Annotated in this window: 17 protein-coding genes and 1 tRNA gene; 12 read left to right on the plus strand and 6 right to left on the minus strand. The window is 74.0% G+C overall.

Going from position 1 to position 13,622, the window contains the following annotated elements:
• Window positions 1-37: 37 nt before the first annotated feature.
• From AC4OR8_RS07945 to AC4OR8_RS07965, 5 genes are read left to right on the plus strand one after another with little or no spacing between them, the layout of a single operon-like run.
• The gene (locus AC4OR8_RS07945) at window positions 38-952 is read left to right on the plus strand and encodes an ABC transporter ATP-binding protein (protein ID WP_492164998.1); all 915 of its coding nucleotides are present in this window, start codon (window positions 38-40) and stop codon (window positions 950-952) included.
• A complete protein-coding gene (locus AC4OR8_RS07950) occupies window positions 949-1,761 on the plus strand; it encodes an ABC transporter permease (protein ID WP_492164999.1) in 813 nt (270 codons plus the stop codon). The genes AC4OR8_RS07945 and AC4OR8_RS07950 overlap by 4 nt, the downstream gene beginning before the upstream one ends.
• A gap of 49 nt (window positions 1,762-1,810) precedes the next feature.
• Window positions 1,811-2,527, plus strand: a complete 717-nt coding sequence (gene rph / locus AC4OR8_RS07955; protein ID WP_492165000.1) for a ribonuclease PH — start codon at window positions 1,811-1,813, stop codon at window positions 2,525-2,527.
• Complete coding sequence (locus AC4OR8_RS07960) at window positions 2,524-3,162, plus strand: non-canonical purine NTP pyrophosphatase (protein ID WP_492165001.1); 639 nt, start codon at window positions 2,524-2,526, stop codon at window positions 3,160-3,162. Before rph ends, AC4OR8_RS07960 begins: the two co-directional genes overlap by 4 nt.
• Before the next feature lie 25 nt (window positions 3,163-3,187).
• Entirely contained in the window at window positions 3,188-3,763 is a 576-nt protein-coding gene (locus AC4OR8_RS07965) for a 1-acyl-sn-glycerol-3-phosphate acyltransferase (protein ID WP_492165002.1), read from the plus strand.
• A gap of 128 nt (window positions 3,764-3,891) precedes the next feature.
• On the opposite strand, the gene AC4OR8_RS07970 is transcribed toward AC4OR8_RS07965, so the two are convergent.
• Both AC4OR8_RS07970 and bcp read right to left on the minus strand, forming a co-directional pair.
• Window positions 3,892-3,964: transfer RNA gene (locus tag AC4OR8_RS07970), tRNA-Leu, on the minus strand.
• Between the two features lie 25 nt (window positions 3,965-3,989).
• A complete protein-coding gene (bcp, locus tag AC4OR8_RS07975; RefSeq protein WP_492165003.1) occupies window positions 3,990-4,475 on the minus strand; it encodes a thioredoxin-dependent thiol peroxidase in 486 nt (161 codons plus the stop codon).
• Between the two features lie 205 nt (window positions 4,476-4,680).
• Between bcp and AC4OR8_RS07980 the strand changes: the two genes are divergently transcribed.
• Genes AC4OR8_RS07980 through AC4OR8_RS08005 form a run of 6 tightly spaced genes read left to right on the plus strand, consistent with a single transcriptional unit; the run spans window position 4,681 to window position 7,898 of the window.
• Window positions 4,681-5,376: an energy-coupling factor ABC transporter permease gene (locus AC4OR8_RS07980; RefSeq protein ID WP_492165004.1), complete on the plus strand. Its 696-nt coding sequence runs from the start codon at window positions 4,681-4,683 to the stop codon at window positions 5,374-5,376.
• Window positions 5,373-5,735: a PDGLE domain-containing protein gene (locus tag AC4OR8_RS07985; protein ID WP_492165005.1), complete on the plus strand. Its 363-nt coding sequence runs from the start codon at window positions 5,373-5,375 to the stop codon at window positions 5,733-5,735. The genes AC4OR8_RS07980 and AC4OR8_RS07985 overlap by 4 nt, the downstream gene beginning before the upstream one ends.
• A gap of 46 nt (window positions 5,736-5,781) precedes the next feature.
• A complete protein-coding gene (cbiQ, locus tag AC4OR8_RS07990) occupies window positions 5,782-6,417 on the plus strand; it encodes a cobalt ECF transporter T component CbiQ (RefSeq protein ID WP_492165006.1) in 636 nt (211 codons plus the stop codon).
• Window positions 6,417-7,223, plus strand: coding sequence for an energy-coupling factor ABC transporter ATP-binding protein (locus AC4OR8_RS07995; RefSeq protein WP_492165007.1), 807 nt, complete (start codon window positions 6,417-6,419; stop codon window positions 7,221-7,223). The genes cbiQ and AC4OR8_RS07995 overlap by 1 nt, the downstream gene beginning before the upstream one ends.
• Before the next feature lie 54 nt (window positions 7,224-7,277).
• A complete protein-coding gene (locus tag AC4OR8_RS08000) occupies window positions 7,278-7,538 on the plus strand; it encodes a DUF3618 domain-containing protein (RefSeq protein WP_492165008.1) in 261 nt (86 codons plus the stop codon).
• Between the two features lie 60 nt (window positions 7,539-7,598).
• Window positions 7,599-7,898 (plus strand): GroES family chaperonin, encoded by a 300-nt coding sequence (locus AC4OR8_RS08005; RefSeq protein ID WP_492165318.1) that lies wholly within the window; start codon window positions 7,599-7,601, stop codon window positions 7,896-7,898.
• A gap of 58 nt (window positions 7,899-7,956) precedes the next feature.
• On the opposite strand, the gene AC4OR8_RS08010 is transcribed toward AC4OR8_RS08005, so the two are convergent.
• The gene (locus AC4OR8_RS08010) at window positions 7,957-9,441 is read right to left on the minus strand and encodes an MFS transporter (RefSeq protein WP_492165009.1); all 1,485 of its coding nucleotides are present in this window, start codon (window positions 9,439-9,441) and stop codon (window positions 7,957-7,959) included.
• Between the two features lie 166 nt (window positions 9,442-9,607).
• Between AC4OR8_RS08010 and AC4OR8_RS08015 the strand changes: the two genes are divergently transcribed.
• Complete coding sequence (locus AC4OR8_RS08015) at window positions 9,608-9,883, plus strand: GlsB/YeaQ/YmgE family stress response membrane protein (RefSeq protein ID WP_492165010.1); 276 nt, start codon at window positions 9,608-9,610, stop codon at window positions 9,881-9,883.
• 176 nt (window positions 9,884-10,059) lie between these two features.
• Here the strand turns inward: AC4OR8_RS08015 and AC4OR8_RS08020 are convergent, their stop codons facing one another.
• The 3 genes from AC4OR8_RS08020 to AC4OR8_RS08030 all read right to left on the minus strand — a co-directional run bounded on the left by AC4OR8_RS08020 (window position 10,060) and on the right by AC4OR8_RS08030 (window position 13,557).
• Window positions 10,060-10,614: a type 1 glutamine amidotransferase domain-containing protein gene (locus AC4OR8_RS08020; RefSeq protein WP_492165011.1), complete on the minus strand. Its 555-nt coding sequence runs from the start codon at window positions 10,612-10,614 to the stop codon at window positions 10,060-10,062.
• A 154-nt stretch (window positions 10,615-10,768) separates the two neighbouring features.
• Window positions 10,769-12,097 carry an SLAC1 family transporter gene (locus AC4OR8_RS08025; protein ID WP_492165012.1) on the minus strand — a complete coding sequence of 443 codons (1,329 nt, stop codon included), beginning with the start codon at window positions 12,095-12,097 and terminating at the stop codon, window positions 10,769-10,771.
• 560 nt (window positions 12,098-12,657) lie between these two features.
• A complete protein-coding gene (locus tag AC4OR8_RS08030; RefSeq protein WP_492165013.1) occupies window positions 12,658-13,557 on the minus strand; it encodes a mechanosensitive ion channel family protein in 900 nt (299 codons plus the stop codon).
• Window positions 13,558-13,622 lie beyond the last annotated feature (65 nt).

A 13,622-nucleotide genomic window follows, 5' to 3' on the forward strand; every position in this document is an offset into this window, starting at 1 on the left:
GGTGCGCACGGCGGCGGGGTCGGGCAGGGTGAGAGCCATGATCAACGTCGAAGGACTCACGCGCACCTACGGCGCGTTCACCGCGGTGGACGACGTCAGCTTCACCTGCCAGCCAGGCCGGGTCACCGGCTTCCTCGGCCCCAACGGCGCCGGCAAGACCACCACCATGCGGGTCATGGTGGGCCTCACCCCGCCGTCCCGCGGCCGCGTCACCATCGGCGGCCACCTCTACCGCGACATCCCCAACCCCGGTCGCCACGTCGGGGTGCTGCTCGACGCCTCCGCCCAGCACGCCGGGCGCACGGGCCGCGAGATCCTCACCCTGGGCGCCCGCACGATGGGCCTGCCGGCCTCCCGCGTCGACGAGATGCTCGCCCTGGTCTCGCTCGACGAGAAGGAGGCGCGGCGCCGGCTGCGCAACTACTCCCTCGGCATGAAGCAGCGCCTCGGCATCGCCCACGCCCTGCTCGGCGATCCGTCGGTGCTGATCCTCGACGAGCCGGCCAACGGCCTCGACCCCGCCGGCATCCGCTGGATGCGCGGGCTGCTCAAGGGCTACGCCGAGCGCGGCGGCACCGTGCTGCTCTCGAGCCACCTGCTCCACGAGGTGGAGATCATCGCCGACGAGATGATCCTCATCGGCCGCGGCAAGATCGTGGCCCAGGGTGACAAGGCCACGCTGCTGGCCGGCGCCGAGCAGCAGAGCACCAACGTCACCTCGCTCGACAACGAGCGCCTCGCCGGGGCGCTGACCCAGCGCGGGCACACCGTCACCCCCGCCGGGCCGGGGCTGCGTGTCGACGCCTCCCCGGTCGAGGTCGGCCGCGCGGCCGCCGAGCACACGATCGTCCTCACCGACCTGCGCGCCGGCGACGGCGGCCTCGAGGACCTGTTCCTCGACCTGACCTCCGACACCCAGCGCGACTCGCTTCCCGAAGGAGCCCGAGCATGAGCACCGCCACGAGCACCGCACCCGCCGCCCCCACCATGGACGTCTCCTCGACGCCGCACGTGCCGATGACCCGGCTCGCGGGGGTCGAGCTGCGCAAGGCGCTGGACACCCGCGCCGGGCGCTGGTTCGCCGTCTCGATCCTGCTGCTCGTGCTGGCCGTGCAGGTCATCTACGCGTTCGCCGCCCCCGACGACGCGAAGGACTTCGGTGACTTCCTCGGGATCGCCGGGGCCGTGCTCGGCTACTTCATGCCGATCCTGGTGATCATGCTGGTCACCAGCGAGGCCAGCCAGCGCAACGGCCTGGTGACGTTCACCCTCGAGCCGCGGCGCCCGCGAGTGGTCGTCGCGAAGTTCATCGCCGGGTTCGCGCTGGCGCTCGGGCTGGTGGTGCTCGCCTCGGTCGTCGCCGCGATCGGCACCCTGGTCGGCTCGGCCACCGGCGGCGGGGGGGCGTGGGAGGTCGACGGCAACCTGCTGTTCAACGGCTTCGTGCTGGCCAACGTGATCGGCGTCCTCGTCGGCTTCGCCATCGCGACCCTGCTGATGAACACCGCCGCCGCCATCGTGGCCTACTTCGCCTACAGCCTGATCCTGCCGATCGCGGTCGGCATCCTCGGTTCGCTCAGCGAGGGCTTCCGGGACCTCGCGCCGTGGATCGAGTTCAACACCGCGCAGACGCCGCTCTTCTCGGGCGACTTCACCCCGACCGGCGAGCAGTGGGCGCAGCTCGCGGTGTCGGGCACGATCTGGCTGGTCGTGCCGCTGGTCCTGGGCATCCTCCGGCTGCTGCGCATCGAGTTCAAGTAGGCGCTCGCCGCCTGCGGGCGCCGGCGGCGGGCTGGCTAGGGTCGGGGCCATGACTGCACGCGAGGACGGCCGCGCCGACGACGAGCTCCGCCCGATCACCATCACCCGCCACTGGCTCGACCACGCCGCCGGGTCGGTGCTGGTGGAGTTCGGCCGCACCAAGGTGCTCTGCGCGGCCTCGGCGTCGCAGGGCGTGCCGCGCTGGCGCAAGGGCTCGGGCCTGGGGTGGGTGACCGCGGAGTACGCGATGCTGCCCGCGGCCACCCACACCCGCTCCGACCGCGAGTCGGTCAAGGGCCGCATCGGCGGGCGCACCCACGAGATCAGCCGGCTCGTGGGGCGCTCGCTGCGTGCGGTGATCGACTACCGCGCGCTGGGGGAGAACACGATCAGCCTCGACTGCGACGTGCTGCAGGCCGACGGCGGCACGCGCACCGCCGCGATCACCGGGGCCTACGTCGCTCTCGCCGACGCCTGCGCCCACCTCGGGGTCAGTCCTCTCACCGGCTCGGTCGCCGCGGTCAGCGTCGGCATCGTCGACGGGGTGCCGCGCCTCGACCTGCCCTACGTCGAGGACGTGCGCGCCGAGACCGACATGAACGTGGTGATGACCGGCACCGGCAGCTTCGTGGAGGTGCAGGGCACCGCCGAGGGCGCGCCGTTCGACCGCGCCGAGCTCGACGCCCTGCTGGGCCTGGCCGAGCGCGGCTGCGCCGACCTGACCCGCCTGCAGGCCGAGGCGCTGGCCTCCGGGCCCCGTCCGTGAGCGGTGGCACGCCCACCCCGCCGCGGGTGTTCCTGGCCTCGCGCAACGCCAAGAAGGTCGCCGAGCTCGAGCGCATCCTGCGCCTGCACGCCCCCGGCGTGCAGGTCGTGGGGCTCGACGACCTCGCCGGCCTCGGGACTGCGGACTACGACGAGCCGGTCGAGGACGAGCCGACCTTCGAGGGCAACGCGCTGCTGAAGGCGCGCGCCGGCCTGGCCGCCACCGGGCTGCCGTCGCTGGCCGACGACTCCGGGCTCTGCGTCGACGCGCTGAACGGCATGCCCGGCGTGCTCAGCGCGCGGTGGTCGGGCCCGCCCAAGGACGACGCCCGCAACAACACGCTGCTGCTGGCCCAGCTCGCCGACGTGCCCGACGTACGCCGTGGCGCGCACTTCGCCTGCGCGGTGGCGCTGTGCCACCCCGGTGGCGAGGAGGTGGTGCTCGGCCGGATGGACGGGTGGGTGCTGCGCGAGGTGCGCGGCGACGGCGGCTTCGGCTACGACGGGCTGTTCGAGGCCGCGGAGCAGCCCGGTCGCAGCACCGCCGAGCTGACCCGCGAGGAGAAGGACGCGATCTCCCACCGCGGCCGGGCGCTGCGCGAGCTCGGCCCGCTGGTCGGCCGGCTGCTGGCCTGAGCCGCGACGGCGGTACCGTCGCGCCGTGACCAGGCACTTCTTCGTCCGCAGGAACCTCGCCCGGCTGCTGCTGCGCCTCTCGCGGTGGCGCACCACCGGCACCGTGCCGCCGAAGGGCATCCTCGTCGGCGCCCCGCACACCTCGAACTGGGACTGGGTGCTGACCATGCTGCTGGCGTGGGACAGCAGCGTGCAGATCCGGCTGCTGGTGAAGAAGTCGTTCTTCGTCGGGCCGCTCGGCGCGTTCTTCCGCGCCACCGGCGCCGTCGAGCTCGACCGCGACGACCCGGGCGCCACGATGCGGGCGCTGCTGGCCGACGCCGAGACCGACGACTCGTTCCTCCTCGGCCTGGCCGCCGAGGGCACCCGCAGCCGCGGCGAGCACTGGAAGTCGGGCTTCTACCGCATCTCCCAGCAGACCGGGCTGCCGATCACGCTGGCCTTCATCGACGCCCCCTCCCGCACCGTCGGCTGGGGCCCCACGTTCCCCACCACCGGCGACGTGCGCGCCGACATGGACCGCGTCCGGGAGTTCTACGCCGACAAGCGCGGCATCAACCCCGACGACTTCACCCCGCCCCGGTTGCGCGAGGAGGGCTGAGCGGGCGGTTTCCCCGGCCGGCCGGGGAAACCGGAACTGGGCGGCTGAACTTTCGGCCACCAAGAGGCAGCTTCCGCCGCGCCGGCGGGCAACCGCGGCCCGGGCTGTCGTCGTACGGCGGCAGCGTGTGCGCCCGGAGAGATTCGAACTCTCACTGGACAGGACCTAAACCTGTTGCCTCTGCCGTTGGGCTACGGGCGCCGGCGGCCAGTATCCCGTCCCGGCCTCAGGCGCCGAGGCCGAGGTCCTTGCGCAGCTTGGCGACGTGGCCGGTGGCGCGCACGTTGTACTGCGCCAGCTCGATGGTGCCGTCGGCGTCCACGACGAAGGTCGAGCGGATGACGCCCTGGACGACCTTGCCGTACATCGTCTTCTCCCCGAAGGCGCCCCACCGCGTCATCGACTCCTTGGTGGGGTCGGAGAGCAGCGTGATCGTGAGGCCGTCGCGCTCGCGGAACTTCGCCAGCTTCTCCGCCTTGTCGGGGGAGACGCCCAGCACCTCGTAGCCCGCCGCGCGCAGGGAGTCGAGGGAGTCGGTGAAGTCGCAGGCCTGCTTGGTGCAGCCCGGCGTCATCGCGGCGGGGTAGAAGTACACGACCACCTTGCGCCCGCGCAGGTCGGCCAGCGACACCGTCGCGCCGGTGTCGTCACTGAGCACCAGGTCGGGGGCGGGGTCGCCGGGGGAGAGGCGGGCGGGGGCGGTCTCGCTCATCGGGGGCTCCTGGTGGCTGCGGGGGACGTGCCCTATCGTTGCTGTCGCGAACGATGTGCAACAACGCGACATGGGCAACGACCCATCCGTCGTGGGTGTCGGCCACGAACCGTAGCCGACGCCGACAGCGGCGCCCGACCGTCCCGCAGCAGCCCGCACCAGCCCGCAGCAGCCACCACCGGCACCCTGAGCAGCAGGAGCACCCATGCACGTGCCCGACGGATTCCTGGACGCACCGACGTCCGTCGTGACGGGGGTCGTCGCGGCCGCCGCGGTCGGCATCGCCCTGCGCGGCGCGCGCCGCGAGCTCGACGACCGCACCGCCCCGCTGGCGGGGCTGGTCGCGGCGTTCGTCTTCGCGACCCAGATGCTGAACTTCCCGGTGGCCTCCGGCACCAGCGGCCACCTGATGGGCGGCGCGATCGCGGCGGTGCTGGTCGGGCTGTGGACCGGGGTGCTGTGCACCAGCGTGGTGCTGATCGTGCAGTGCCTGCTCTTCGCCGACGGCGGCATCACCGCGCTCGGCACCAACGTCGTGCTGATGAGCGTGGCCACCTGCGTCGTGGGCTGGCTGGTCTTCCGCGGCCTGCAGGCCGTGCTGCCCAAGAAGCTCGCGCTGGTGCCGTTCGCCGCCGGCGTGGCGGCGTTCGTCTCGGTGCCGGTGGCCGCGCTGGTCTTCGTCGGCCTGTACGCCGTCGGCGGCACCGCCCCGCTGCCGCTGGACACCCTCACCACCGCGATGCTCGGCGTCCACCTGCTCATCGGCCTCGGCGAGGCCGTGATCACCTTCCTCGCCGTCGGCGCGATCATCGCCGTGCGCCCCGACCTCGTGCACGGCGCCCGCGGCGTGCTGGCGCGCCGTGAGCTCGAGATCCGCACCCCCGCCGGGGCCGGCGCGTGAGCGCCGTGCGCCGGGTCAGCACCCGCGCCGTCGTCCTCGGCGTCCTGCTGGTCAGCCTGCTGCTGGCCGGCGTGGTCAGCCACTACGCCTCGGCCGACCCCGACGGGCTCGCGAAGGTGTCGCAGGACCAGGGCTTCGCCGACACCGAGACCGACCACGCCGCCGGTGACGGCGTCTTCGCCGGCTACGGCAGCAGCTTCATCGACGACGAGCGCCTCAGCGGCGGCGTCGCCGGTGTCGTCGGCGTGCTCGTGGTGCTCGGCGTGGCCGGCGGCCTGACGCTGCTGCTGCGCCGCCGCGCCCGTGAGAACGCCGCCGGCGCCGGCGCCCCGTCCGCGGAGGACCAGCCGGTCGCCTAGGCGACCGGCGAGCGTCATGGGTGCCGGACACGGGCACCGGCTGCACTTGCACGCGCACTCCCCGGTGCACCGGTTCCCGGCCCACCTGAAGCTGGTGGTGCTGGTCGGCTTCATGGTGGTCGTGGTGGCCACGCCCCGGGAGTGGTACCCGGTCTACGGGCTCTACCTGCTGCTGGTCGCCGCGGTCGTGCGGCTCTCCACGGTGCCGCCGACGTACCTGCTCAAGCGGATGGTCGTCGAGGTGCCGTTCGTCGTCTTCGCGCTGCTGCTGCCCTTCGTGGCGCACGGCCCCGACGTCGAGGTGCTCGGCGTCGCGGTGAGCGAGCCCGGCCTGCTGGCGGCGTGGGGGCTGCTGGCCAAGGCGACGCTCGGGGTGCTGGCCAGCCTCACCCTGGCCGCCACCACCGAGCCGCAGGACGTGCTGGCCGGCCTGGAGCGGCTGCGGGTGCCGCAGCAGCTGGTGCAGATCATGGCGTTCATGATCCGCTACCTCGACGTGGTGACCAGCGAGATGGCCCGGATGAAGGTGGCGCGGGAGTCGCGCGGGTTCACCGCCCGCAACCCCGCGCACTGGCCGGTGCTGGCCCGCTCGATGGGTGCGCTGTTCATCCGCTCCTACGAGCGCGGCGAGCGCGTGCACCTGGCGATGCTCTCGCGCGGCTACACCGGCAAGATGCCCTGATGACCCCTGCGCCCACCGACGCCTCGGACGACGACCGCCCGGTCCTCGACGTCCGTGGCCTGGCCTACGCCTACCCCGACGGCCACCAGGCCCTGTTCGGCGTCGACCTCGACGTGCGTCGCGGCGAGCGGGTCGCACTGCTCGGGCCCAACGGCGCCGGCAAGACCACGCTGGTGCTCCACCTCAACGGCATCCTGGGCGCCGGGTCGGGCACCGGTGCCGGCACGGTCGCGGTCAGCGGCCTGCCGGTGGTCAAGGAGAACCTGGGCGAGGTGCGCCGCCGCGTCGGCATCGTCTTCCAGGACCCCGACGACCAGCTCTTCATGGGCTCGGTGCGCGCCGATGTCGGCTTCGGCCCGGCCAACCTCGGCGTCAAGGGCGCCGAGCTCGAGCGCCGGGTGATGGCCGCGCTCGACCAGGTCGGCATGGCGGAGTACGCCGACCGCCCGCCCCACCACCTCTCCTTCGGCCAGCGCCGCCGGGTGGCCGTGGCCACCGTGCTGGTGATGGAGCCGGAGATCCTGGTGCTCGACGAGCCGTCGTCCAACCTCGACCCCGCCTCGCGCCGCGAGCTCGCCGACGTGCTGCGCTCCCTCGACGTCACCGTGCTGATGGTGACCCACGACCTTCCCTACGCCCTCGAGCTGTGCCCGCGCGCGGTGGTGCTGCACGACGGCACGGTCGTGGCCGACGGGTCGACGTACGACGTGCTGACCGACGACGCCCTGATGCGGCGCCACCGTCTCGAGCTGCCGTTCGGCTTCGACCCGCGCACGGTCGGGCCGCCGCCCGGTGGTCGCCGGTGACCGCGGGTGACCGCCGAGGACCGCCGTGCCGGCGCAGTTGGTAGCGTGCACGTCGTGAGCCACCAAGCGAGTCCGCCGCCCAGCTCCCTCGAGCGCGAGATCGAGGAGACCCGAGAGCGCCTCGCGGGCACCATCGACCAGCTGCTCCACCGGGCCAGCCCGAAGACCATCGCCGGGCGACAGGCCTACTCCGTGAAGGCCCACTACGTCGACCCGGCCACCGGCCAGCCGCGCACCGACCACATCCTCACCACCGTCGGCATCGTCGTCGGCGCCGTGGTGGCCCTCGTGGTCGTGCGCCGGGTGACCCGCTGAGGGTGACCGGCCCCGCTCCGGTCGGGAGGGGTTGAGGTGGCCGACAAGCTGCCGATCAAGATGCTCCACGACCGCGTGCTGGTGGAGCTCGACGCGGAGGCCGGTGAGCGCCGCTCATCGGGCGGGATCGTCATCCCGGCCACCGCCGCCATGGGCGGACGGCGCCTGTCGTGGGCGCGGGTCGTGGCCGTCGGGCCGCACGCACGCGCCGTGGAGTCGGGCGACCGCGTGCTGTTCGACTCCGACGACAAGTCGGAGGTCGAGGTGCACGGCGAGCTCTACGTCGTGATGCGCGAGCGCGACGTGCACGCGGTGGCCGCCGAGCGCGTCGGCGACGAGGCCACCGGGCTGTACCTCTAGCCGCTCCGTGCCTCTGGCCGCTCCGGCCGGCCCGGAATAGACCTCGGCGGGCGACCGCTCAGCGGGCGACCGGGGTGGCCGTGCCGGCGGTGACGATGTCGTCGGGCGCAGCGTCCGTGGCCTCCGACGGGCGCAGGTCGCCCTGGGGGTCGACCCGGTCCGCGGCGGGGTCGTGCACGTCGGGGATGCGCAGCGCCGCGAGGGCGGCGACCAGCATGCCGGCGCCGAGCAGCGCGAAGCCGATGGTGTAGCCGCGCTCCACGGGGAACCCCTCCGGGCTGATCTCGGCGGTCACGATCCCGGCCATCACCGCCGAGCCGATGGAGCCGCCGATGGTGCGGATGTTGGCGTTCATCCCGCTCGCCACGCCGGTCTGCTCGCGCGGCACGCTGGCGATCACGACGCCGGCCAGGCTGGAGAACACCAGCCCCGAGCCGACGCCCTGGATCGTGGTGGCGGCGTAGAGCTGGGCCGTGGTGTCGTGGAACAGCGCCATCGAGGCGAACGCCACCGCGTTGAGCAGCGTGCCGGTGACGATCACCAGACGGGCACCGAAGCGGCCGATGAGGCGCGCGGTGAGGAACCCGACGAGGAAGCTGGCCACGGCGCTGGGCAGCAGCAGGTGGCCCGACTCGGTGATCGTGGCGTCGAAGCCGTAGCCGGCCTCCGACGGGGTCTGCAGGAACTGCGGCAGGAAGCCGAACGACGCGAACATGCCGAACCCGACGAACGCCGCGACGACGTTGGTGGTCCACACCCCGCGCAGGCGCATCATCTGCATGTCGATCAGCGGCACCGGGACCCGGGTCTCGACGCGCATCCACAAGGCGGCCAGCACGACGGCGGCGGCGAACAGCCCGAGCACCTCCGCGGAGCCCCAGCCCCACTTGTTGCCCTGGCTGACCGCGAGCAGCAGGGCGACCAGCCAGCCGGCGAGCAGCACGGCGGGCACGGCGGGCAGGCGCCCCGGCGTACGCACCGGCGACTCCGGCACCAGCAGCAGCGCGCCCAGCGCGGCGAGCGCGGTGGCGACCATCGGCAGCCAGAACAGCCAGTGGTAGCCCAGCGACTCGACGATCGGGCCCGCGATCACGATGCCGGCGCCGAAGCCGACGGCGGTCAGCGAGGCGATGACGCTGAGCGCGCCGGTCACCCGTCCGGTGAACTCGTCGCGGATGATGCCGAACGACAGCGGCAGCACGCCGCCGCCGAGGCCCTGCACGACCCGCGCGACGATGAGCCAGCCGATGCTGGGCGCGAGCGCGGCCATCAGCGAGCCGACCGCCAGCGCGCTCAGGGTCACCACGAGCATCTTCTTCTTGCCCACGGCGTCACCGATGCGGCCCAGCAGGGGCGTGGCGATGGAGGCGGAGAGCAGGTAGGCGGTGAGCACCCAGGTGACCGTGGTCTGGTCGGTGTCGTACTCGAGCTGGATCGTGGCCAGCACGGGCACGATCAGCGACTGCAGGAGCGAGAACGACGAGACCGCGACGGTGAGGACAGCGAAGGTGACGGCCTGGTTGCCGCGGATGCTGGGTGACACGGGTGCGCTGCTCCTGGGGGGTTGGTTGTGCTGGTCAACCGTCACGGAACAGCAGGTCAGGCTCGGTTTGTTCCCGGCACCAGCAAGACGTGGGCCGGGTCACCCCACAGGGGGGACGCCCGCAGGGGTGGACCGCCCGGGGTCGGGACGACGGTACGGTGCTCGCATGTTGAACATCATTGGTCTCCTCGTCGTCGGTCTGATCATCGGCGCGCTCGCCCGTCTCATCAAGCCCGGCCGTCAGTCCCTCGGCATCCTCGGCACCCTCGTGCTCGGCGTCGTCGGCGCCCTCATCGGCGGCCTCGTCGCCTCGTTCCTCGGCTCGGGTGACATCTTCGAGCTGAACATCATCGGCTTCGTCGTCGCCGTCATCGCGGCCTTCCTGCTCATCGGTCTCGCCGAGGCCGTCATGGGCAAGAACAAGTCCCGCTCGCGGGTCTGACCCCCACGCTCCACCGCGGCCGGACTCCACGCTCGGCCGCCGGACCGACCGGCACCCTGATCCCACGCCGGACCTGGTCGGCCCACCGCACGACCTGAAGCACCGACGCCCCGCTGCGCACTGCGCAGCGGGGCGTCGTGCTGTTCCGGGACGCTGCGCCGTCCTGGGCAGGACGCTCAGGCGCCGGCGAACGCGGCGATCGCGGCGCTGGAGAAGGCGGGGAGGTCGCCGGGGTTGCGGCTGGTCACCAGCGGGAAGCCCACCGGGCAGGTCACCGACTCCTCGTCGGTCCAGGTGCCACCGGCGTTGGTGACGTCGGTGCGCAGGCTGGGCCAGCTGGTGAGCGTCTTGCCCTCCAGCACGCCGGCCTCCACGAGCGTCCACGGCCCGTGGCAGATGGAGGCCACCGGCTTGCCGGCGTCGGCGAAGGCCTTCACGAGCGCCACTGCGGCGGCGTCGAGGCGCAGGGCGTCGGGGTTGGTGGTTCCGCCGGGCAGCACCAGGCCGTCGAAGTCGTCGGCCGAGGCGTCGGCCACGGCGAGGTCGGCCTGGTAGGTGCCGGCCTTGTCGACGTCGCCCTCGAACGCCTGCACCGTGCCCTTCTCGGGCGCGATCAGCACGGTCTCGGCGCCGGCCTCGTCGAGCGCACGGCGGGGGTCGGTCAGCTCGACCTCCTCGACCCCGGAGTTGGCGACCAGGAAGGCGATGCGCTTGCCGTCGAGCTCGGGCATGGGGTGACCTTTCGTCGGGGGCAGTCAGCACGGGTCGGCGACGCCGGCCCGTGCTCCCACCCTGCCCCGCCCCTGCGGTGGCCCCACCGCCCGTGGGGGTGAACCTCGCGGGACGGGCGCGAGCGGGCGGGACGGGCCGGGGAGCGGGCGCGGGTCAGCGCGCGGGGAGCGGAGCGCGCAGCAGCCGGCCGCTCCACGTGCCGCGCACGGTGCGGGTGGCGACCATGGCCCAGGCCAGCGCGAGGGCGGAGAGGAGCACCACGGCCACGGCGCGCAGCGCCACCGAGCCGGTGGCGTCGGCCAGCGCGGCGGTGCCGGTGACGACGGTGCCGACGGGGAACGTGAACGACCACCACGGCAGGCCGAACGGCAGCCCGCCGGGGCCGCGCGCGGTGCGCCAGGTGAGGACGCCGGCGACACCCAGCCAGGCCATCGCCGCACCCCAGACCGGCAGGCCGTAGAGCAGCGTGAGCCGCGCCAACGCGTCACCCCACGCCCCGGGCAGCACCTGGGGCGCCAGCGCCCCGAGGTGGTGCACCGCCGTCACCGACTGCCCCAGCGGGCCCAGCACGATGAACAGCGTCGGTACGGCGGCGGCCGGCCCGGCGCCGTACCGGACGACGCGGCGCAGCACCATCGGCACCACCACGACGCTGGCGGCCAGGGCCACCGCGGCGAGCAGGTAGCAGGCCACGAGCAGGCCCTGGCGGGGGAGGCCGGCCGGCAGGTGCGGCACGAGCAGGGCGCCGGTGGCCGCGCTGACCATCGGCGGCACGACCGGCATCAGCCAGGCCCCGCACGCCGCGTCGGGGCCGCGGCCGTGGTGGGCGCGGGCCACCAGCGGGACGACGACGGTGGTGGCGAGGCCCAGCAGGGTGCCGAGCGTCCAGAGCACGACGTCGGCGGCCAGGGCGGCCCGGACGCCGACGACCTCGTGGCCGACCAGCAGCGTGCCGGCGCCCACCGTCATCAGCGCCATGGCCGGTGCGCCGTAGAAGTGCGCGGTGACGGGGTGGCGCAGGTGGGCGCGCGCCGCGGCGGGGTGGGTGAGCGCGTGGGCCACCGTCGCGGCGGTGACCGCCAGGAGCACCAGCACCGACAGGGCCCACGCCGCGAGCGCGAGGGCGGTGCGCCCGGGCAGCGCCACGGGAGCCCCGACCAGGGCCACGGCGAGGATGCCGGTGCCCATCACGGGGGCGAACCAGTTCGGCCCGATGTGCCCCACCGGCGACGCACCGTCGAGCTCGGCCAGGAACCCGCCCCGTGTTCGCCTCGTGGTGGGGGTGGCGGGCGTGGCGGGCGTGGCGGGCGTGGCGGGCATGGCCGTGGCGGCGCCGGCAACGGAGACGGCGTCCGTGCTGGGGTCCGTGCTGGGGTCCGTGCCGGCGCCTGCGGTGACGGCCCGCTCGGGGGTGGCCGCGGCGGGGGCGAGGTCGGCGGCGGGCGCTGCCGGTCGGGGGAGCGCGAGCGGGGCGGTGGTCACGACACCAGCCTGCGGCGGCGTACCGCGGGCCGGTAGCGACCGCGGCGCTGTGTGCTCACAGGGTGGCGCTGTGGGCGGGCGGGTCGGTCGGGTCGTGTGCCTGGCAACGCGTCGGGCCGCGTCGTTGGGCACACGACCTGCGTGCGGCCACCGGGGTCGCTGTGTCTCCGATCGGTGGTCCGGGGTCGTGTGCCTGAGGGCGCGTCGAGCCGCGTCGTGGGGCACACGACCCGGTTCCATCCCTCCGCCGGGCAGCGGGCAGCCGGTCGGCGGGGTCGTGTGCCTGGGGGAGCGCTGGGCCGCGTCGTGGGGCACACGACCCGGTCCCGTCCGTCCGCTGAGCAGCCGGTCGGCGGGGTCGTGTGCCTGAGGGCGCGTTGAGCCGCGTCGTGGGGCACACGACCCGGTCCCGTCCGTCCGCTGGGCAGCTGGTCGGCGGGGTCGTGTGCCTGGCGGAGCGTCGGGCCGCGTCGTGGGGCACACGACCCGGCTCCGCGACCCCAGCCCGCCCGCCCGACAGGGCAGCCGGCGCACCACGGACCCGGAAGGCGGTCAGCGGGTCACCTCCCGGGAGCGCCCGGGCCCGCCTCGGACGCGCCGCCCGGTCGGATCGCCCCGAGGAGCCCGGGGCCGCCCTCGACGACGAGGACGTCGGAGCCGGTCACGACGTCGGCGTCCGCGAGCTCGCGCAGCACGGCCACGATCACCTGGTGCTGGGCGACCCGGGTCTCCATCTGCCTGGCCCCGGACCAGAAGCGCAGGTCCATCCGGACCGTCGCCGAGCCCACCCCTTGCAGCAGCGCCTGCGGCGCCGGCTCGTCCAGCACCTCCGGCACGCCGCGCATGGCCGCCTCGGCCACGTCGGCGGCCCGCGCGAAGTCGGCTTGGTCGTCGATGTCGAGGGTGACGGTCGAGCGCACGTGCTCGAAGCCGGTCTGCACCGTGACCACCTCGGAGTGGACCACCGCGTTCGGGACGAGCGCCTTGCGACCGTCGAAGGTCCGCACGACGGTGCTGGTCAGGCTGATCTCGATCACGGTCCCGGCGACGTCGCCCACGGCGATCTGGTCGCCCACGCGGAAGATGTCACGGGCGAGGATGACGATGCCGGCGAACATGTTGCCGAGGACGGTCTGGAACGCGATGCCGGCGGCGATCGACAGCACGCCGATGCCCCCGAGGGCGTTGACCGGCTTCACGCTGGGGAACACCAGGGTCAGCGCGGCGGCGACCGACAGCACCACCACCAGGGTCTGCGCGAGCGAGGCGAACATCGAGCTCGCGCTGGGGGAGCGACCACGCCACCGCAGCACGTGCCCGGTCGCCCACTTCGCGGCCCGACCCACCACCCAGCCCGCGACGAGGACCCCACCGCCCAGCAGCAGGGCCTCCCCGGTGACGGGCGGCAGGTCGATCGCCGCCACGAGGGCCGGTGGGGTCGGCGGTGCGGGGGCCGTCATGACCCGACCCTCGCACACCGCACCTGCGGGGTGGTGGGTCGTGGCGTGGCCTCCGCCGCGGCGGA

It is taken from the genome of Nocardioides sp. FY1077, assembly GCF_058681775.1.